This window comes from Parahoeflea olei, assembly GCF_001703635.1.
GTDB classification, from domain to species: domain Bacteria; phylum Pseudomonadota; class Alphaproteobacteria; order Rhizobiales; family Rhizobiaceae; genus Hoeflea; species Hoeflea olei.
In genome coordinates this window covers 106,033-125,447 of record NZ_LQZT01000003.1, presented here as the reverse complement: position 1 = coordinate 125,447, position 19,415 = coordinate 106,033, and the positions used below count along the sequence as shown (strand labels likewise).

General features: G+C 64.7%; 13 protein-coding genes. 10 read left to right on the top strand and 3 right to left on the bottom strand.

Annotation, left to right across the window (positions count from 1 at the left end; genetic code table 11):
- The first annotated feature begins 126 nt into the window (after positions 1-126).
- The 7 genes from AWJ14_RS04515 to AWJ14_RS04490 all read left to right on the top strand — a co-directional run bounded on the left by AWJ14_RS04515 (position 127) and on the right by AWJ14_RS04490 (position 10,526).
- Positions 127-1,461 (top strand): TolC family outer membrane protein, encoded by a 1,335-nt coding sequence (locus AWJ14_RS04515; RefSeq protein WP_425349611.1) that lies wholly within the window; start codon positions 127-129, stop codon positions 1,459-1,461.
- A gap of 272 nt (positions 1,462-1,733) precedes the next feature.
- On the top strand, positions 1,734-2,588 hold the full coding sequence (locus tag AWJ14_RS22135) for a DUF2497 domain-containing protein (protein ID WP_066175441.1): 855 nt from the start codon (positions 1,734-1,736) through the stop codon (positions 2,586-2,588).
- A 581-nt stretch (positions 2,589-3,169) separates the two neighbouring features.
- Positions 3,170-5,986: a valine--tRNA ligase gene (locus AWJ14_RS04505; protein WP_066175438.1), complete on the top strand. Its 2,817-nt coding sequence runs from the start codon at positions 3,170-3,172 to the stop codon at positions 5,984-5,986.
- Positions 5,987-6,066: 80 nt separating this feature from the next.
- Positions 6,067-6,264, top strand: coding sequence for a hypothetical protein (locus tag AWJ14_RS22530; RefSeq protein WP_210183496.1), 198 nt, complete (start codon positions 6,067-6,069; stop codon positions 6,262-6,264).
- 40 nt (positions 6,265-6,304) lie between these two features.
- The gene (locus AWJ14_RS04500; protein WP_083220007.1) at positions 6,305-7,735 is read left to right on the top strand and encodes an outer membrane protein transport protein; all 1,431 of its coding nucleotides are present in this window, start codon (positions 6,305-6,307) and stop codon (positions 7,733-7,735) included.
- A gap of 282 nt (positions 7,736-8,017) precedes the next feature.
- Entirely contained in the window at positions 8,018-9,742 is a 1,725-nt protein-coding gene (ilvD, locus tag AWJ14_RS04495) for a dihydroxy-acid dehydratase (protein WP_066175433.1), read from the top strand.
- On the top strand, positions 9,729-10,526 hold the full coding sequence (locus AWJ14_RS04490) for a tetratricopeptide repeat protein (RefSeq protein WP_139112526.1): 798 nt from the start codon (positions 9,729-9,731) through the stop codon (positions 10,524-10,526). Before ilvD ends, AWJ14_RS04490 begins: the two co-directional genes overlap by 14 nt.
- A gap of 147 nt (positions 10,527-10,673) precedes the next feature.
- Here AWJ14_RS04490 and AWJ14_RS04485 read toward each other — a convergent pair whose 3' ends face one another.
- From AWJ14_RS04485 to erpA, 3 genes are all read right to left on the bottom strand, one after another.
- On the bottom strand, positions 10,674-10,931 hold the full coding sequence (locus tag AWJ14_RS04485) for a hypothetical protein (RefSeq protein ID WP_066175431.1): 258 nt from the start codon (positions 10,929-10,931) through the stop codon (positions 10,674-10,676).
- A 109-nt stretch (positions 10,932-11,040) separates the two neighbouring features.
- The gene (gene xth / locus AWJ14_RS04480) at positions 11,041-11,823 is read right to left on the bottom strand and encodes an exodeoxyribonuclease III (RefSeq protein WP_066175569.1); all 783 of its coding nucleotides are present in this window, start codon (positions 11,821-11,823) and stop codon (positions 11,041-11,043) included.
- 68 nt (positions 11,824-11,891) lie between these two features.
- Entirely contained in the window at positions 11,892-12,227 is a 336-nt protein-coding gene (gene erpA / locus AWJ14_RS04475) for an iron-sulfur cluster insertion protein ErpA (protein WP_066175427.1), read from the bottom strand.
- Positions 12,228-12,367: 140 nt separating this feature from the next.
- Here erpA and AWJ14_RS04470 point away from each other — a divergent pair, with 140 nt between their 5' ends.
- From AWJ14_RS04470 to AWJ14_RS04460, 3 genes are all read left to right on the top strand, one after another.
- Positions 12,368-13,573 carry a deoxyguanosinetriphosphate triphosphohydrolase gene (locus tag AWJ14_RS04470; RefSeq protein WP_066175420.1) on the top strand — a complete coding sequence of 402 codons (1,206 nt, stop codon included), beginning with the start codon at positions 12,368-12,370 and terminating at the stop codon, positions 13,571-13,573.
- 68 nt (positions 13,574-13,641) lie between these two features.
- Entirely contained in the window at positions 13,642-15,402 is a 1,761-nt protein-coding gene (gene argS, locus AWJ14_RS04465; RefSeq protein WP_066175415.1) for an arginine--tRNA ligase, read from the top strand.
- Positions 15,403-15,462: 60 nt separating this feature from the next.
- The gene (locus AWJ14_RS04460) at positions 15,463-18,888 is read left to right on the top strand and encodes an SPOR domain-containing protein (RefSeq protein WP_083220006.1); all 3,426 of its coding nucleotides are present in this window, start codon (positions 15,463-15,465) and stop codon (positions 18,886-18,888) included.
- The last annotated feature ends 527 nt before the right edge of the window (positions 18,889-19,415 follow it).

Sequence of the window (19,415 nt, the reverse complement as noted above, 5' to 3'; positions counted from 1 at the left end):
TAGTGGCGGCGGTGTCGTCATGTTTGATTGCGCGGGGCGGCGCAAGACTTCATATGTGGTTAACACCATGAATGTGTCCTGCGCCGCCCCGGTATTCCGTAGTCGCGCACGCTGGAGTATGAACTCGTGTATTTTGTCAAAAAATCGCTCGCCTGTTTCGCACTGATATCGGCGGTGGCCTTCATGCCCCAGCCGGCGTTTGCCGACTCGCTCTATCAGGCCATGGCCAAGGCGTACGAAAACAACCCCGACCTGAACGCCGCGCGCGCCGGCCTCCGGGCGACCGACGAGGGCGTTGCGCTCGCCAAATCGGGCTACCGGCCGACGGTCGGCGTGGAAGCACTGACGACGTCGGTCAACACCAACGGGTTTGTCACCAATTCGGCGAGCGTCGGCGTTTCCATCACGCAAACCCTTTTTGACGGCTTCCAGACGCGCAACAATGTGCGCGCCGCCGAGGCCCAGGTCTTTGCCGGCCGCGAAAACCTGCGCGGCACCGAAATCGACATTCTGCTCGCCACCGTGCAGGCCTATGCCAATGTCAACCGCGACAACCAGATTGTGGTCTATCGCAAGCAGAACATCGCCTTTCTTCAGGAGCAGTTTTCCGCCGCCAAGGCCCGCTTCGACGTGGGTGAGAGCACGCGCACCGATGTGAGCCTCGCCGAGGCCCAGCTTGCCGGTGCCCGCGCGAGCCTGACCGCCGCCGTCGCCCAGGCCAAATCCAGCGTGGCAGTCTACGCGCAGATCGTCGGCACGGTGCCGGGCAAGCTTCAGGCAGCACCGCTGCCGCGCAAGCTGCTGCCGCCCTCGCTGGACGCGGCGGTGGCGCAGGGCACGACCGAGCATCCGACGGTTCTCGCGGCGCTGTTCGGCGTCGATGCGGCCGGCTATGCCGTCAAATCCGAGGAAGGCACGTTCCTGCCCGGCGTCACGGTCAGCGGCAGTGTCGGTCGCGGAGACGGCGGCACCGACAACGCACAGGTGCAGGCCCGGGTGTCGATCCCGATCTATCAGGGCGGCGCGGCTTCGGCAAAGGTGCGCCAGGCCAAGGAAAAGCTCGGCCAGCAGCGGATCCTGGTCGATTCGGCCCGCCGCGCCATCGAACAGTCGGTGGTGTCCTCCTGGACCCAGATGGAAGCCTCGCTCGCGCTGATCCAGGCCAACAAGGCACAGCTGTCGGCCGCCAATCTCGCGCTGAACGGCGTGGTCGAAGAGCGCCGCGTCGGGCAGCGCACCACGCTCGACGTGCTCAACGCGCAGCAGACCGTGCTTGATGCCAAGGAAGCCATTTCCGAATCCGAGCGCAACGCGATCGTGGCGAGCTATTCCGTGCTTGCCGCCACCGGCAAGCTGACCATCGATCGCCTGGGGCTGCAGGTGGCCAATTACCGCGCGGAAGAGCACTACGAAGCCACCAAGGACCGCTGGTACGGCCTGCGCACCGTCGACGGACGCTGAGGTGTTTTGGTCAGGCGATGACGCCTGACCGGCACATGCTTTCAAATCCCCATGACAGAACGCATGTGTGCGCCCCTCGGGGGCGCACATTGCTTTCGGCCCCAAGAGCCGGAGTGGCTTCGGTCCTGGCCGCAGGCGGTGACGGGGAAATTCTGTGCATGACGGCAGAAGCTTTGGCCGTCCTGATTCTCAAGCCACAACCGATGACGTACACTGTCAAGGTGATTCGCCGGATGGCACGAACCCGGCGGCAAGTGTAACGGAGCGTAATCATGGGACAGGCTGGCGCGCAGCGCGAACCGTCGATGGAAGAGATTTTGGCTTCCATTCGCAGGATCATCGAGAACAACGAACCTGCGGCAGACGGCGGCCACGCGACCGCATCCCATGCCTCAGCGCAGGATTACGACACCGAGCACGCCTATTCCGACCACCACGAGACCGAGGTGGACGAGGCCGATGCGGGGAACGACGAGCCTGCGGTGCAGCACGCCGAGCGGGAAGAGCCCCAGGCCGTCAGGCACGAGCAGCCGGTCGCACGGCCGGTCTCGCTTGCCGAAGTGGCGGCTCTCGCGCGCTCCGCCTCGCACCAGGATATGTCGCCTGCCGCCCCCGCTTTTGCCGGCCAGTCCTTCGTCGGCCAGGCATCGTCCGCACCCGTGGCGAGCGTCGCAAATGTGCGGATCGTTGCGGAAATCGACGATGCCGCTAGCGAAGAGCTGCGCAAGGCGCTGACCTCGAACGAGCCGGTCAAGGCGCAAGGCCGGTCCGACGCGGATGCGGGTGACGAGGATGGCCGCCACGCTGGTGCTGCAAGCCAGACCGCGACTGTCCGTCCGGCCGATCACACGGCCGATGCGCCGCGCGGGATTTCCGCAGCGGAAGCGCCGGGGCAGCCGGAGGCGGGTGGACAGCTCGTTTCCCTGCAGACCGGGGAGAAGGTTGCGGCAGCCTTCGGCGAGCTCAATGCGGCGCTTGCGGCCGGCCAGACCCGTTCCTTCGACGAGATCGCCGAGGAAATGCTGCGGCCGATGCTCACGCAATGGCTCGACGACAATCTGCCGACGCTGGTCGAACGTCTGGTGCGCGAGGAAATCGAACGGGTGTCCCGCGGCAACCGCCGCTAAGGCGAAGGACCATGGATCGCCGGTGCGGGTAGGGGGATAACTGCACCTTCCGCCTGTCGCGCCGGAGGAATCCTGACGTCGGGCTCGCCAGGCGCATCGCGATTGCGGTGCCGATGCTTGTCGATATTGTTGCAGAAGCATCGCGAGATCTGTGCGTTGCGGCCCGGGGCTGATCGGGTAATGGTCCGATCAGAAGCCAGCACCGGACTTTCCTCTCCAATATTCATAAGGGCAGGGCGAAGCCAAGGGACAGGCTGATCCCCGCATGGTCGACAGGCCGCACGCACAGGCGATGATGGCCTGCACCGCGAGGAACTTGCTTCCTTGCCATGCGTTGCGCCCCAACGGGCCGTGCCCGCCGCGAAAGAATCGCTGCCATTTCTCGGTCGAAGCGCGCGACAGGGCCGGCAAGAAACCTGCTGCCGCCAAGGCGTGCAAAGGCTTCAAGAAGCTGCGAGCAGCCGGCGATCCTTGAAGGAATGGCGCGACCCGCTTCGAGGCGGGGGCGACGCCGTTGCGGCTTGACCTTGGCTTGCAAACGGCTCTACAGCGAAGGCAATCCCGGAGTACGGAGACCCGACATGCTTGACAAGACCTATGACGCCTCGGCCGTCGAGCCGAAAATCGCCACCCGCTGGGCCGAGGCCAATGCCTTTGCGGCCGGCGCCGGCGCGAAATCCGGGGCGGATCCGTACTGCATCGTCATCCCGCCGCCGAACGTGACCGGTTCGCTGCACATGGGCCACGCGCTCAACAACACGCTGCAGGACATCCTGGTGCGGTTTCAGCGCATGCGCGGCCGCGACGTGTTGTGGCAGCCGGGCATGGACCATGCCGGCATCGCCACGCAGATGGTGGTCGAACGGCAGCTCGCCGAGCGGCAGCAGCCCGATCGCCACGCCATGGGCCGCGACGCCTTCGTCGAGCGCGTCTGGGAGTGGAAGGACGAATCCGGCGGGATGATCTTCAACCAGCTCAAGCGGCTGGGCGCATCCTGCGACTGGTCGCGCGAGCGCTTCACCATGGACGAGGGACTGTCGCAGGCGGTTCTCGAAGTGTTTGTGAGCCTTTACAAGGAAGGTCTCATCTACAAGGACAAGCGGCTGGTCAATTGGGACCCGAAGCTCCTGACCGCGATTTCCGATCTCGAGGTCGAGCAGATCGAGGTTCAGGGCAATCTGTGGCATTTCCGCTATCCGCTTGCCGACGGCGTGACCTACGAGCATCCCGTCAGCCATGACGAGGAAACCGACACCTACACCTACGAGACGCGCGACTACATCATCGTCGCCACCACGCGGCCCGAGACCATGCTTGGCGACACCGCGGTGGCGGTCAATCCCGAGGACGTGCGCTACAAGGACCTGATCGGCAGGCATGTGATCCTGCCGCTGGTCGGCCGTCGCATCGAGATCGTGGGCGACGACTATGCCGACGAGACCGCGGGATCGGGCGCGGTCAAGATCACGCCGGCCCATGATTTCAACGACTTCGAGGTGGGCAAGCGCCACGGCCTCAAGGCGATCAACATCCTGACCACCGACGCGCAGATCACGCTCAAGGACAATGACGACTTTCTCGAAGGTCTCAAGGTCGAGGGCAAGCTGATCGAGGTGATCGAGGAACTCGACGGCATGGACCGCTTTGCCGCGCGCAAGGTGATCGTCGCCAAGATGGAGGAGATCGGGCTGCTCGACCATATCGAGCCGCACACCCACATGGTGCCCCATGGCGACCGCGGCGGCGTGCCGATCGAGCCGTTCCTGACTGACCAGTGGTATGTCAATGCCGCCGAGCTCGCCAAGCCTGCGATCGAGAGCGTGCGCGAGGGCCGCACCAATTTCGTGCCCAAATCCTGGGAAAAGACCTATTTCGAGTGGATGGAAAACATCCAGCCCTGGTGCATCTCGCGGCAATTGTGGTGGGGCCACCAGATCCCGGCCTGGTACGGGCCGGACGGGCAGGTCTTCGTCGAGAAGGACGAAGAGACCGCGCTCGAGGCCGCCGTGCAGCACTACATCGCCCATGAAGGCCCGTGGAAGGCCTGGGTCGAGGAGAAGCTCGAGAATTTCCAGCCGGGCGAGATCCTGACCCGCGACGAGGACGTGCTCGACACCTGGTTCTCCTCGGCGCTGTGGCCGTTCTCGACGCTCGGCTGGCCCGAGAAGACACCCGAACTTGCGCGCTACTACCAGACCGACGTGCTGGTCACCGGTTTCGACATCATCTTCTTCTGGGTTGCCCGGATGATGATGATGGGGCTGCACTTCATGGAGGAAGAGCCGTTCCACACCGTCTATGTGCACGCGCTGGTGCGCGACAAGGACGGCGCCAAGATGTCGAAGTCCAAGGGCAACGTGATCGACCCGCTGGCGCTGATCGACGAATACGGTGCCGACGCGCTTCGCTTCACGCTGGCGATCATGGCGGCGCAGGGCCGGGACGTGAAACTCGATCCCGCGCGCATCGCGGGCTACCGCAATTTCGGCACCAAGCTTTGGAACGCCACCCGCTTTGCCGACATGAACGGGGCGGTGCTCGACCCGGATTTCGATCCGGGGTCGGCCAAGCTCACCATCAACCGCTGGATCCTGACCGAACTCTCCCGCACCGCGGCGGAGGTCAAGGCGGCAATCGAGGCCTACAAGTTCAACGAGGCGGCCGGCGCGCTCTACCGCTTTGTCTGGAACCAGGTCTGCGACTGGTATCTCGAACTCCTGAAGCCCGTCTTCAACGGCGAGGACGAAGCCGCCAAGGTGGAGGCACGGGCCTGTGCCGCCCATGTGCTGGCGGAATCGGTCAAGCTCCTGCATCCGTTCATGCCGTTCATGACCGAAGAGCTGTGGGCGCATCTGGCCGGTTCCGATGCCGGTCTTGCCTGCCACGCCGAATGGCCGGAACCCGGCTTTGCTGACGAGGATGCGGCCGGCGAGATCAACTGGCTGATCGACCTCGTCTCGGGCCTGCGCTCGGTGCGTGCGGAAATGAACGTGCCGCCGGCGGCCAAGGCGCCGCTGGTGATGGTGGGCGCCAATGCCGCCACCGAGGAGCGGCTCGCGCGCCATGACCCGGCAATCAAGCGGCTGGCGCGGGTGAGCGACATCGTCACTGCAGCCACGGTGCCGGCCGGCTCCGCGCAGATCGTGGTCGGGGAAGCGACGGCCTGCCTGCCGCTCGGCGACCTGATCGATCTTGGTGCGGAAAAGGCGCGTCTGGAAAAGGCCTTGGCGAAAATCGCGGCCGATCTCGACAAGATCGAGGGCAAGCTTGCCAACGAGAAATTCGTGGCCAATGCCAAGCCTGACGTGGTGGCGGCCGAGCGGGAAAAGCTCGCTGATCTCAAGGGCCAGAAGGACAAGCTCGTCCAGGCGATCGCGCGCGTCAGCCAGGCCGGCTGACGGATCTGCGTGCTGCGCCCGCCGGGCGCAGCACTTTGCCGCCGGACTGGCCGCATAATTGCCACAAATTCACGAGGAATGTGGCGCAACTGCAACAAATGCGTGACGCAGGGCTGATTTTACCCGGTTTTGCCGGCGAAATGGCTCAGAATGTGCCCAAAATCGTCTTTTGTGCTCTGGAAGCGGCCCTTTTTGAGGCTGCTGTCATCAATAGTGAGGCAGCAAACCCGCGGCTGTCTTGCGAGACTGTTTACAATCGTCTGAATTTCATTACCTAATCTCCCCAATCGTAAGCTTTTACGTCTCTGGAGGGGATTCATGATTCGCGTTAACTATAGATCGGTTGTTGCAGGCCTCACCGCGAGCGTTGCGATCGTGTCGGCAGCCCAGGCGGGTGGTTTTGACCGGGGCGGGGTCAATACGGATCTGCTGTTCAGCGACAAGCGGGTTGATACGGAATTGTCCGTTACCTACGTGTCTCCGCAGCGGACGATCAAAGACGTGACCCGCGGCACCAACGAGGCCACACAGGCAGCGGTTGCCCAGGCGCTGGCCCCCGTGGTTGGCGCAGCAGGCCCGGCCGCCACTCCGGCTGAAATTGCGGCTTACATTGCCGTGGATCCGGCAACGCGCGGCCCCATTGTGCAGGGCGTTCAGAATGGCGTGATCAACGCAATCGTGACCGGTGGCGGAAATCCCGCTGCCGCGACCACTGCGTCGATCGACGTGGAAGGTGACTACGTTGTTCCCCGGGTCGGTGTTAAAGTCGGCGTTACGGATGATCTTGCCTGCTTGGGCACCTACACCGAACCGTTCGGGGCCAAGGCCGAATACGGAACGGGCAACGCCTATTCCGCTGCGGCAACCGAGTTTTCGATTGAAACGCGCGACATCGGCCTGACCTGCTCCTACCGTTTCGCCGGCATGCAGCTCGGCGTCGGCCAGTCCTACTTCCGGATCATCGGTGGCGTTTCCTACCAGGAACTGGACGGGTTTCAGGCGCGTCAGCGGTTTCTCGATTTCGCGCAACTGGGTGTGACGACGGTCGGTGGCGTGACGAACACTTCCGGCATCGGTACGTTCAGCGTCAGCGGCAATGCCGTCGGGTACCGGCTCGGAGCCGCCTTCGAAATCCCGGACATCGCCTTCCGGGCATCGCTGATGTACGGGTCCAAGTATGATTATGACCTGTCGGGCACCCAGAACAATACCGGATTTGGTGCAGCCATTCCGGGGTCGGCCCTTGTGCCGATCACGATGAACACGGAAATTCCGCAGTCATTGGAGTTCAAGATTCAGTCGGGTATCGCGCCCGGCACGCTCGCTTTTGCCAGCATCAAATGGCAGGAGTGGAGCCGGTTGGGAATTATTCCGGTCGTTGGCGGCAGAAGCCCGGTCGATGGTCAGCCCACGAACTTGTCGTTCGATCCTGTTTACCGCGACGGCTGGACGATTACCGGAGGTCTGGGGCGCAAGTTCAACGATTCCCTCTCGGGCTCGCTGGCCTTGACCTGGGATCGCGGCACGTCGACCACGACCGGAACGCAAACGGACACATGGACCGTTTCCGGCGGCCTGGCCCATGAGTTCAACGAGACCGTCGAGCTTCGTTTCGGTGGCGCGGTCGGTGTTCTCACGTCCGGCTCCTCGGTGCGGGCTCCTGGCGGCGATGCAGCCAACAATGTCCGGTACAGCTTCGGGAACGACGTGGTCTACGGATTGTCCGGTGCGCTCAAGGTGAAGTTCTGATCCCACCGGATCACGCCTTTCATTTCAGACCTCGACCAAGCGTCCTGCAAACCCCGCCCTCGTGGCGGGGTTCTGCGTTTGTCTGGGGGGAAGTCGTGTGTTCACAGCTTGTCGGTGATCACGCAATGTGACGATTCCGCAACACATTTTTCAAATGCATCTGCTATGGAATTTGGCGGACCAGGGGTGCCCATTTCCCGCCACAAACGGGGCGCAGGCCAGACCCAAGGCCAGCTTTGCGAGGTCCGGCCGGTCCAGACCGGTGACGCATCCGAGGAACAGATGACCGCCAGCGCATTCGACAAATCCCGGCTTCCAAGCCGCTACACGACGGTCGGTCCGGCACGTGCGCCGCATCGGTCGTTCCTGTATGCGATGGGCCTGTCGAGCGAGGAGATCGCGCAGCCGCTGGTGGGTGTCGCAAGCTGCTGGAACGAAGCCGCGCCGTGCAACATCTCGCTGATGCGGCAGGCGCAGGTGGTCAAGAAGGGCGTGGCCTCGGCCAAGGGCACGCCGCGCGAATTCTGCACCATCACGGTGACCGACGGCATCGCCATGGGGCACCAGGGCATGAAGGCGTCGCTCGCGAGCCGCGACCTGATCGCCGATTCGGTGGAACTGACGATGCGCGGCCACTGCTATGACGCCATCGTCGGCCTTGCCGGATGCGACAAGTCGCTGCCCGGCATGATGATGGCGATGGTGCGGCTCAACGTGCCGTCGATCTTCATCTATGGCGGCTCGATCCTGCCCGGCAGCTATCGCGGACGCCAGATTACCATCCAGGATGTGTTCGAGGCGGTCGGCCAGCATTCGGTGGGCGACATTTCCGAGGACGATCTCACCGAAATCGAGCAGGCCGCCTGTCCCTCCGCTGGCTCCTGTGGCGCCCAGTTCACCGCCAACACCATGGCCACCGTGGCCGAGGCGATCGGCCTGGCGCTGCCCTATTCCTGTGGCGCGCCGGCGGCCTACGAGTTGCGCGACAAGTTCTGCTATGCCGCGGGCGAGAAGATCATAGAACTGATCGCCAAGCAAATCCGCCCGCGCGACATCGTCACCCGCAAGTCGCTCGAAAACGCCGCTGCCGTGGTGTCCGCCACCGGAGGCTCCACCAATGCAGCGCTGCACCTGCCGGCGATCGCCCATGAATGCGGGATCGAATTCGACCTGTTCGATGTCGCCAGGATCTTCGAGCGCACCCCCTATATCGCCAACCTCAAGCCCGGCGGCAAATATGTCGCCAAGGACATGTTCGAGGCGGGCGGCATTCCGCAACTGATGAAGACCATGCTCGAGCATGGCTATCTGCACGGCGACTGCATGACCGTCACCGGCCGCACTTTGGCCGGAAACATGGAACATGTTCGCTGGAACGCGGATCAGGACGTGATCCACCCTGCCAACACGCCGATCACCGCGACCGGTGGCGTCGTGGGCCTTCAGGGCAATCTGGCGCCGGATGGCGCGATCGTGAAGGTCGCGGGCATGAAGCGGCTCACGTTCTCCGGTCCCGCGCGGTGTTTTGATTCGGAAGAGGACTGCTTCAGGGCGGTTACGAACGGCGAGTATGAGGAAGGCGAGGTTCTGGTGATCCGCTACGAAGGCCCCAAGGGCGGCCCGGGCATGCGCGAGATGTTGGCGACCACGGCGGCCATCTATGGCCAGGGCATGGGCGACAAGGTTGCGCTGATCACCGACGGAAGGTTCTCCGGCGCGACCCGCGGATTCTGCGTCGGCCATGTCGGCCCGGAAGCCGCCGAAGGCGGGCCGATCGGGCTGATTGAAGATGGCGACATCATCGAGATCGATGCTGTCGAAGGCAAACTGGCGGTGCGGCTGTCCGACGAGGATCTGGCCGCCCGCAGGGAAAAATGGACAGCGCGGGAAACCGACTATGCCTCGGGCGCGCTCTGGAAATACGCCCAGACGGTGGGAGCGGCGCGCCACGGCGCGGTCACCCATCCGGGCGGCGGGAAAGAAAAGCACTGCTATGCGGACATTTAATCGTACCCGGACCGGTCTTTTTTGCGTTGTCATCGCCGCCGCTGTCGGTTGCGGCGGGCCAGCCCTGGCACTCGATCCGAATGCCGGCGTGACGCGCGATTCGGGGCCGTTCGATCTCTTCAAGTTCGGCTTCTCCGCCTACAAGAAGGGCCGCAAGGAAGAGGCGGTCGAAGCCTACAAATATGCCGCCGAGAAGGGCCATCCCGGCGCCCGCTGGGCGCTGGCCAACATGTATGCCTATGGCGACGGTGTGGTCGAGAACGACTACGAGGCCTTCAAGATCTATGACGACATCGCCCGGCAGGGCGTGGAGCCGGGCTCCGAGGACACCGGCTATTTCGTCAACGCGCTGCTGTCGCTCGCCACCTATTACCAGAAGGGCATTCCCGGCAGCCCGGTGAAGGCCAATCTCGGCGCGGCGCGGCAGCTCTATTTTCAGGCGGCCTCCGCCTTCGGGGTGCCGGAAGCGCAATACCGGCTCGGCCGCATGATCCTGGAAGGCGAGGGCGGCGCCAACGACATCCAGCAGGCCAAGAAATGGCTCAACCGCGCCCGTGTGAGCGGCCATCCTGCCGCCTCCGCCGTGCTCGGCAACGTGGTGTTCGAGGAAGGGCAGGTGGTGCGCGGTCTGGCCTTCATGACCACCGCGCTCGAGCGCGCAGCCCCTTCCGACAAGCCCTGGATCCAGGCGCTTCAGGAGCGCGCCTTCTCGCTTGCCGGCGAAGCCGACCGCCGCACCGCGGTGGCGCTGGCGCAGGACATGCTGGCCAAGGGTATCAACTGATCGGGTGACGCGGGTCGCGTCCGCTGCGCACCCGTCACCAGGCGCCGGCCTTTCCGCGCGGTGTCGCACTTGCCGGTCAAGGATGGTTTGTGAATGACGGCCCCGGTCGGTGGAACCGACGATCCCTTGCGACCCGAGGGCTCCGCCTCAGCCCGGCAGCAGGCTTGCGGATCTCGTTGTCCAGGGCGACATGCCGGCAGTCGGGCAGCCGTCGGAGATCTTTTTCCAGCTTGTGTTGTTGTTGTTGCTTTCGCAGCGCGCGAGATAGCGTTGCGAGGACCCGATCTGAAGGCACATCACGCCGCCTTCCTTGATGCGCTTGCCGTTGCCCAGGCATTCGCAGTCCTTGCCCGCAAAGGCGGGCTGTGCGGTCAGGCCGAGCACCGAAACAATGCTGATGCTCATGGCCACCAGCCATGATTGCGCATGTGTCATGGGGGCATGATGCCGGTATCGTGGCCGCTTGGCAAGGGCGGAGCTTCCGCCGCCGCAACGGCGGGGCGCCCGGCCTTGGCTAGATCGTCAGCGAAATGGCGACCGGAACGTGGTCCGAGGGCCGTTCCCAGGCGCGCACGTGCTTTTCGATCGTGGCCGCGCCGAGCCTGTCGGCAGCCTCCGGCGAGAGCATCAGGTGGTCGATGCGGATGCCGTTGTTCTTGGGCCAGGCGCCGGCCTGGTAATCCCAGAAGGTATAGGTCTCAGGCCGGTCATCGACCGTGCGCACGGCATCGGTGAAACCGAGGTTTTCGAGCCGGCGAAACGCCGTGCGGCTCTCGGGGCGAAACAGTGCGTCGCCCTCCCAGACCTTCGGGTCGTGGCAATCCACCGGCTCGGGGATGACATTGTAGTCGCCGGCGAGCACCAGCGGCTCCTCGAAGGCGAGGCGCTCGGCCGCGAAGGCTTCGAGCCGCTGCATCCACGACAGTTTGTAGGGAAATTTCTCCGTATCGACGGGGTTGCCGTTGGGCAGGTAGATCGAAGCCACCCGCAGGCAGCCGCTCCCGACCGAGAAGACCGCTTCCATGAAGCGGGCCTGTTCGTCCGCGTCGTCGCCGGGAAGGCCGCGAGTGACTTCGTCTGGGCTCTGTTTGGACAGGATCGCCACGCCGTTGAAGCCTTTCTGGCCGTGGGTTTCCACATGATAGCCGAGCGCCTCGATCTCGAGCCGCGGGAAGCCGTCGTCCACCGACTTGATCTCCTGCAGGCAGACGATATCGGGGTCGCTCTCCTTGAGCCAGGTGAGCAGATTGTCGATCCGCGCCTTGATGCCGTTGATGTTCCAGGTGGCGATCTTCAAGGCAGGCGTCACGGCGGGCATCCTTCAAAAACGGCGCCGCGGGCGGCGGATGGACCGGGGCAGCCGGTTCAGATCGAAAAACTGGTTCCGCAGCCGCAGGAAGCGACTGCGTTCGGATTGTGGATCTGGAACGACTGTCCCATCAGGTTATCGACGAAGTCGATCTCGGAGCCGGCCATGTAGACCAGCGAGATCTGGTCGATCAACACCCGGGCATCGTCCTTTTCGAGCACGATGTCATCCTCGGCGGGGCTGTCGGCCAGGTCGAACTTGTAGGAAAAGCCGGAGCAGCCGCCGCCTTCGACGGAGACCCTGAGCGCGGACTTGCCTTCTTCGGCGGAGACGATTTCCCGGATCCGCCGGGCTGCGGAATCCGACAGGGTCACTTGGGCTGGTTCAGTCATGGGTCCTCCTTGCCGGGGTCAAGGTCCGGCAGAGACATGTTTCAAATCACCTCGTCTATAGGTATGAAGACGCTCGCCCGACGTCAATGCTTGGACGGATTGAGTCGGCAACGGTAGGAACGCCTGTTGACGGGATAGGCATGGAATTCGACGTCACACAGCTGGGATTCGGAACTGGGGCGCGCGCGCCCTGGGCGGAAAACCCGTGGGCCAGCCGTGGCCGGCTGGTGCCCGAGCCCTCGAGCCCGACGCGGTCGGAGTTCCAGCGCGATCGCGACCGCATCGTCCACACCACCGCCTTCCGGCGCCTGAAGCACAAGACCCAGGTGTTCGTCGCCCATGAGGGCGATCACTACCGCACGCGGCTCACCCACACGATCGAGGTGGCGCAGATCGCACGCGCGCTCGCCCGGGCGCTGAAACTCGACGAGGATCTGGCCGAGGGCGTGGCGCTGGTGCATGATTTCGGCCACACGCCGTTCGGCCACACCGGCGAAGAGGCGCTCGACGCGCTTCTGGCCGATGCCGGCGGGTTCGATCACAATGCCCAGTCGCTGCGCATCGTCACCAAGCTCGAACAGCGCTATGCCGAGTTCGACGGCCTCAATCTCACCTGGGAAACGCTCGAAGGTCTGGTCAAGCACAACGGGCCGCTGGTGGGCGAGGGGGCAAAGCCGGTACCCGAGCCGATCGTCGACTACAATCTCAAGCACGACCTCTGGCTGGCGAGCCATGCGGGCCTTGAAGCCCAGGTCGCCGCGATCGCCGACGACATCGCCTACAACACCCATGACATCGACGACGGCCTGCGCTCGGGCCTGATCACGCTCGAGATGCTGGAAGAGCTGCCGCTGATCGCGCGGCTGCTTGCTGATGTCCGGCACCGCTATCCCGGGCTCGAGGAGCCGCGGCTGATCCACGAGGTGATGCGCCGCCAGATCACCGTGATGGTCGAGGACGTGATCGGCGTGGCCCAGGCCAATCTTGCCGCGGTCAAGCCGCAATCGGCGGACGACGTGCGCCATGCCGGGCGGACGATGGCGCATTTTTCCGACGAATTCGTCGCGGCCGACCGCGACATCAAGGCGTTCCTGTACCGCCATCTCTACCGCCATCCGGACGTGATGCGGGTCAGGGCCAATGCCACCCGGATCGTGCAGGATCTCTATGCCGCCTACATGGCCGACCCTGCCGCGATGGGAGGCAGGCACGGACAGGCGGGAGTCGGCGATTGGCCTGTGCAGATGCGGGCGCGCGAAGTCCGGGATTATCTGGCCGGGATGACCGATACCTATGCCATTGCGGCGCACCGGCGCCTGTTTGACCACACACCCGAATTGCGATAGGCAGCGGTCCCGATGCCCGCGCGGGTTTCCCGTCGCGCCTTCTTATCCGCCATTTCCGGACAATTGCCATGAATGTGTTCAAGGACTTCGAGACCAGAATCAAGCAGGCTGTGGAAGCCCTTGATATCGTTAAAAACGCGGACGGGGACATCAGCTTCGAGCGCCTGACGGTGGAGCCGCCGCGCGATCCGGCCCATGGCGACATTTCGACCAATGCGGCGATGGTGCTGGCCAAGCCGCTCGGCATGAACCCGCGCGCGCTTGCCGAGCTGATCGCGGCCCGCTTCGACGGAGACCCCGATGTCGCGGAGACCGCCGTCGCCGGTCCCGGCTTTCTCAATTTCCGTCTCACGGCGGGCTTCTGGCAGCGGCTGGTTGTGCGGATCGTGCGCGAAGGCACCGATTACGGCCGCTCCGATCTCGGCGGCGGTCGCAAGGTCAATGTCGAATATGTCTCGGCCAATCCGACCGGGCCGATGCATGTCGGCCACTGCCGCGGCGCCGTGGTGGGCGACGCGCTCGCAAACCTCATGCAGTTCGCCGGCTATGAGGTGACCAAGGAATACTACATCAACGATGCCGGCTCGCAGATCGATGTGCTGGCGCAGTCGGTGTATGTGCGCTACCGCGAAGCGCTCGGCGAAGAGATCGGCGAGATCCCGCCGGGGCTTTACCCGGGCGATTACCTCGTGCCGGTGGGGCAGGCGCTGGCGCGCGATTTCGGCCCCGCGCTCAAGGCCAAGCCCGAAGACGAGCGCATGGCGCTGATCAAGCAGCGCACCATCGACGCGATGATGGACATGATCCGCGACGACCTGAAGGCGCTCAATGTCGAGCATGACGTGTTCTTCTCCGAGCGCAGCCTGCATGCCGACGGCGAACGTGCGATCCGGGCCGCCATCAACGATCTGACTTTCAAGGGACATGTCTACAAGGGCAAGCTGCCGCCCCCGAAGGGGCAGGTGGCCGAGGACTGGGAAGACCGCGAACAGACGCTGTTCCGCTCGACCGATGTGGGCGACGACATGGACCGGCCGCTGATCAAGTCGGACGGCAGCTATACCTATTTCGCGGCCGACGTTGCTTACTTCCGCGACAAGTTCGAGCGCGGATTTTCCGAGATGATCTATGTGCTCGGGGCCGATCATGGCGGCTACATCAAGCGGCTCGAAGCGGTGGCGCGGGCGGTCTCGGCGGGCGAGGCCAAGCTCACGGTGCTGCTCTGCCAGTTGGTCAAGATCTACCGCAACGGCGAGCCGGTGCGCATGTCCAAGCGCTCGGGCGATTTCGTGACGCTGCGCGATGTCGTCGATGAAGTCGGCGTCGATTCGGTGCGCTTCATGATGCTTTACCGCAAGAGTTCGGAATCGCTCGATTTCGACTTCGCCAAGGTCACCGAGCAGTCGAAGGACAATCCGGTCTTCTATGTGCAATATGCGCATGCGCGCTGTGCCTCGGTGATGCGGCAGGCGCAGGAGACCTTCCCGGATCTCGATCTGTCGCCCGAATCGCTGGCCTCTGCCGATCTGTCCGATCTCGCCCATGAAAGCGAGCTGGCGCTGATCGCCAAGCTCGGCGAATATCCCAGGATGATCGAGGCCGCGGCGTCCGGACAGGAGCCGCACAGGGTCGCGTTTTACCTCTATGATCTCGCCAGTCTTCTGCATGCGCACTGGAATAAAGGCCGAGATGAACCGGGTTTGCGGTTTGTTAACGATAAAAACAGACAATCAACCATCGCCAGGTTGGGTTTGGTGTACGCCGTCGCATCGGTATTGAAGTCGGGTCTCATGATTACGGGAACTGACGCGCCGCAAGAAATGCGCTAGACGTCACCTTTTCCCCACAATGCTCTGGCAGTAAAACGTGCAAGAGTTTGTGAGTGATGCATGGCTGATCAATTGGAAATCAACACCCGGACCCCTAACCCGGATGCCGACAACGATGATCCCCTGGCGGAACTCGCCCGGATCATCGGTTACGAGCGGCCGGCCCCAGGGCAGGCCAGGACCGTTCCGGAGCCTCAATCGACGGAGTTCGATCTTGAGGCTGAGTTGATGCGCGAGCTCGACGTGCCACAGTTTCCGGACGCCGACGAGGCGGACTTGCGGGATGCCGGCGAGCAGGATGCCTGGCTTGGTCAGGATGCGCCGGCTGAAGCGGTCGCCGTCGAGGACGACGCCGCGGACCTCGCGGATTTTGATTTCAGCGATGCAGTTCTCCGCGACGAAGATCTCCGCGAAGAAAATCTCGACCCCACGGATTCGGGCGACGTCGATGGGCGTGGCGCAGCTGTTGCCGAACCCGCCTGGGCTCCGTCGGCCGAGGAAGATCTCGCCGGCAACTGGACGGTTGACGAGGCCGGCGACGAGGCGGAGTGGGATTTTTCCGACGAGCTGACCGCCGATGTGCTGGCGCGCGCCATCGAGGAAGAGGATGTGCTCGAGCGCGCGATCGAGGATGAGGCGACTGAACCGTCGGACTTGCCTGCGCCGCTTGACGACGTGTTTGCCGCTGAAGAGCCGGACAACGTGTTTGCCGCTGAAGAGCCGATTGAGCGGACCGAATACGCCGCCGCGCCGGTGGTCGACGAAGATCAGCCTGCTCCCGAATGGGAAGCCTACGACCCCGGCCTGCCCGCCGGGGCAGACGCGCCGCAGGAGGCCGCCACCTGGCCTGCCGACCCCGCAGCCACCGATGGCTTTGCCGCCCCCGTCCAGGATCACGCCGTCGATGACGACGTGCTGGCCGACATGTTCCGTTTCGACCTGCCGGGGCGTGACGCGCAGCAGCTGACGGCCGCATCGGTAGCACAGCCGGCGGGGCAGGACCCCGAGGACACCGGTTTCGCGGCAGACGCGCTGCCGCAGCCCGAACCGGAACAGGCCTTCGAGTGGGAGGCGGATGCCGAGCCGATGCCTGACAGCGATGAGGCGGAACCGGAAGCGCCGGTCGTCGCGGATTCGTGGGACGTGGCGCATGCCGACGAAGCAGACACCGGTCCAGTGCAAGCCGCGCCGGAACCGGCGCCTGCCGCCGCGGTGGATTTCGAGGATTTCCTCTCCACCGAACTCGACGATTTCGAGCAGTCGCTGGCTGCCCGCGGCTCGGAAGTCGCGGCCGGTTGGGATGCGAGCGCCGGCGTCACGGCCCCTCAACTCGATGAGGCAGGGGCGCCGGATGCGCTGGCTGACGAGATCGAAGCCTCCGTGTTCGATGACGCGGCCGAGGAACTGCTGGCCGATATCGGCGCCGAGGACGGTGACGCGGACGACTTCGGCAATGGCGCCGCAAGCGATCGCTCCTCTGCGGAATCCTGGTCTGTCGATGACATCGAAGCCGGTGTCGGCGAGGAGATGCAGGACGAACTCGAGGACATGGTCGCGCTTCCGGAGCGCACGGCGGCAAAGGCCGACGACGCCGACGATCTGGCGCTCGATCTCGCACTCGATCTCGAGGACGTGCTGGCCGAGGATGCAGGCGTCGTGGCGCCTGACTGGGACGACACCTTGCCCGAACCGGCCGATGCCGACGAGGTGGATGCGTCCGGCGAAGACGAGGCGGCTGCCCATGGCGGCGATGCCTGGCTCGCCACAGCCGCAGCGCCGGTGCCTGCGGCGGTCGTGCGCGACGAGATGAGCGAAGCCTTTCTCAACCTGGTGCCCGATCCGTCGCCGCTGCCGGCCGCGGACAGCGCGGCCGATCCCGGGAAGGCCGGTGCGGCCGATCAGGAAGACTGGTTCGGCGCCTTCGAAACCTCCGACACCGTGTCGCAATCGGCGGACGACGGCTTCTATTTCGACCCCGAACAGATCACCGAAGCGGATGTGGTCGTCGAGCCCGTCGCCGATTTCGGCGTGCCGGAACTGGTTCAGGACGAACCGCAGCCGGTCGAGCCGGACTACGACACCGACATCGAACGGGAATTCGCCGACATCATCGAGGCCTCCGATGTGAGCGATCCCGGACCGGAGCTCGCCTCGGCCGCGGTCTATGCCGAGACCGAGGAGTGGGCTGGTGCAGCGGCGCATGGCTATGAGGCTTCCAGCGATTACGGTTCGCTCGAACAGGAATTGCGTTCCGGGCACGGCGTTTCGGACGTTGCCTATCAGAATGCCGGGTCCTATCGCGACGATCCGGTGGCCTATCGGGTCGACCCGATGGAAGCAGCCTCCGGTGGCGCAGGGGCGGATCGGGGGATTTCCCGTGGGCCGTTGCTCGCGGCCGTCGTCGCCGGTGTCGCGGTTCTCGCGGGGCTTGGCGCCTTCGGCTGGTCGATGCTCTCGGGTGACGACACCAGTGCCGATGGCGGGCCGCGCATCATTCGGGCCGACAAGGAGCCGGTGAAGGTGCTGCCGGAAAATCCGGGTGGCGTCACCGTTCCCAACCAGGACAAGGCCGTTTACGACCGTGTCGCCGGGCGTGACAGCACGGCCTCTGGCCAGCCGGCGCTGGTCAATTCCGCCGAGGAGCCGGTCGATGTGGTGCAGCGCACGCTCGATCCCGAGATCCTGCCGCTCGAAGGCCGTGATGACGCGCTCGGCAAGTCCGAGGAGCGGCTTGCGGCCGGCGGCGACGAGGCCGGAACGGGCGTCGATGCGTCCGGCGCGCCGGTGGTGTCGCCGCGGCGCGTGCGCACCATGATCGTCAAGCCCGACGGCTCGATCGTTGCGCGCGAGGAACCGGCTCCCGAGCCCGTGACCGAAGTTGCCGCGGCTCAGCCGGCGACTGGCGAGACCGCGACGCAGCCGGCGGAAAGTGCCGCAGCGCAAGAACCGGCCGCTGCCGCGGAAACCGGTGACACGGCAACTGCGGAAGCCGCCGCGCCCGCTGACACGGCGCAGCAGCCCGCGGACGGCAGCGATCAATCGATCGCTCCGGTGCGCGTGGTCCAGACCCAGCCGGTGCGGGCCCCGGTGCCGGAAAGCCGGCCTGCCGACCAGCCGGTCAACGTGATCGGCACGGTCACGCAAGGCGGCAATGTCGATAACGGCCAGTCGCAGCCTGCAGCCCGGCCGCAGCCCGTGGAAGTTGCCTCCGCGCCCGCCGCTGCGGCGCCGGCCGCCAATCCGGGTGGGTATTACATGCAGATCGCCTCGCAGCCGACCGAGGAAGGTGCACAGGCCTCCTGGCGCACGCTGTCGAGCCGCTACAGTTCGGTGATCGGCGGCATGAACGTCGATATCCAGCGCGCCGACATTCCCGGCAAGGGCGTGTTCCACCGCGTCCGGGTTGCTGCCGGCAACCGTGACGAGGCCAATGCGCTGTGCGCCCGCTACAAGGCCGCCGGCGGAAGCTGCTTCGTCTCGCGCTGAGCCCACGTCTGCCCACGTCTTCCGGCTCCACTGTTGCCAAGGCCGCGCCCGCAAGGCGCGGCCTTGGCCGTTGAAGGCCTGCCCAGATCCGAACGCAGCAAATTGCCGGGCGATGGGGTATCATGCGCCGATGAGCGAATCGGACGCAGGCTTGCGGCGAGACCCTGTCATTCGCACCGGATCGGCGATGTCGTCGCTCCAGGCGGTCGCTTTTTGGCCGATTGAAGAGTGCCGGAGCGGGACATTGCCCGGTCTTCGAGCTGACCTGTCCGGACTGATGTCCCGTCGGGTTTTTCGTCCTGTTTTCGCCGTGCTGCGCGCTTTCTGGGGATTGCGCCCCCGAGACTGGTGCATTTTGCGCCGCAGGATGCAATGTCAGGGGTCCCGCAGATAGCTGCGGTCCGGACCGGCCGCCTGCGGCGCGGTGTCCGGCCGGAGCGGGGCATGGTCGGAATGCAGAACCCTGCAGTCCGGGAGCGAGAGGCTGAAAACGTGAGCGGCAGCAATCGGCAAGGCAGCACATCCGA

What these genes read in the sequence shown, in the direction of transcription:
- AWJ14_RS22135 (WP_066175441.1), top strand. Translation starts at nt 1,734, where the DNA reads ATGGGACAGGCTGGCGCGCAGCGCGAACCGTCGATGGAAGAGATTTTG.
- AWJ14_RS04505 (WP_066175438.1), top strand. Translation starts at nt 3,170, where the DNA reads ATGCTTGACAAGACCTATGACGCCTCGGCCGTCGAGCCGAAAATCGCC.
- AWJ14_RS04500 (WP_083220007.1), top strand. Translation starts at nt 6,305, where the DNA reads ATGATTCGCGTTAACTATAGATCGGTTGTTGCAGGCCTCACCGCGAGC.
- ilvD (WP_066175433.1), top strand. Translation starts at nt 8,018, where the DNA reads ATGACCGCCAGCGCATTCGACAAATCCCGGCTTCCAAGCCGCTACACG.
- AWJ14_RS04490 (WP_139112526.1), top strand. Translation starts at nt 9,729, where the DNA reads ATGCGGACATTTAATCGTACCCGGACCGGTCTTTTTTGCGTTGTCATC.
- AWJ14_RS04485 (WP_066175431.1), bottom strand. Translation starts at nt 10,931, where the DNA reads ATGAGCATCAGCATTGTTTCGGTGCTCGGCCTGACCGCACAGCCCGCC.
- erpA (WP_066175427.1), bottom strand. Translation starts at nt 12,227, where the DNA reads ATGACTGAACCAGCCCAAGTGACCCTGTCGGATTCCGCAGCCCGGCGG.
- AWJ14_RS04470 (WP_066175420.1), top strand. Translation starts at nt 12,368, where the DNA reads ATGGAATTCGACGTCACACAGCTGGGATTCGGAACTGGGGCGCGCGCG.
- argS (WP_066175415.1), top strand. Translation starts at nt 13,642, where the DNA reads ATGAATGTGTTCAAGGACTTCGAGACCAGAATCAAGCAGGCTGTGGAA.
- AWJ14_RS04460 (WP_083220006.1), top strand. Translation starts at nt 15,463, where the DNA reads ATGGCTGATCAATTGGAAATCAACACCCGGACCCCTAACCCGGATGCC.